Source organism: Neisseria sp. P0022.S010 (assembly GCF_051956635.1).
Genome location: NZ_JBQCXF010000804.1, coordinates 1 through 621, shown reverse-complemented (window position 1 = coordinate 621; position 621 = coordinate 1). Strand labels below are relative to the sequence as shown.

At 58.9% G+C, this 621-nt stretch carries 1 protein-coding gene; it reads right to left on the bottom strand.

Going from position 1 to position 621, the window contains the following annotated elements; genetic code table 11:
- On the bottom strand, positions 1-530 hold a 530-nt coding region (locus ACTHUT_RS21515; RefSeq protein ID WP_440419846.1), incomplete at its 3' end, for an ABC transporter ATP-binding protein.
- Between the last annotated feature and the right edge of the window lie 91 nt (positions 531-621).

The window sequence follows — 621 nt, the reverse complement described above, 5'->3', positions numbered from 1 at the left end:
ACGCGCTCCAAGAGGTTCAACTGGTGGTGCATATCCAGCGCGCTGACCGGTTCGTCCAGCATCAGGATTTCGGGGCGGCGCAGCATGACTTGGGCAAACATGACGAGCTGCCGCTGTCCGCCGGAAAGCCGCATGACGTCGCGGTGCGCCAGATGGCCGATGCCCAGCTCCGCCATGATACTTGCGGCTTCGTGCAGCAGTTCGTCGCCGACGTGCATGTGCAGCGCGTCCATGCGGCCGAGCAACACGACTTCCAGCGCGGTCAGCGAGGCTTCGGCGGCGGTGTCCTGCGGCATATAGCCTATGCGTTTGCGCCAGCTTTGCAGGTGGATTTTGCTCAACGCTTCGTCGCCGTAGCGGATGGTGCCTTTGTGCGCCACTTCGCCGAAAATCGTTTTCATCAGCGAGGATTTGCCCGTGCCGTTCGGGCCGAGCACGGAATAGACTTTGCCTTGTTCCAGCGTCAAATCGATATTGTCGGCGACGACATAATCGCCGCGCCGGATGTGTACGTTTTCAAGTTTCAACATTTCAGACGGCCTATCGTTTCGTTAATACAATCCAGAAGAAGAACGGCACGCCGACAAACGACGTAACAATCCCCACCGGAAACAGCGCGCC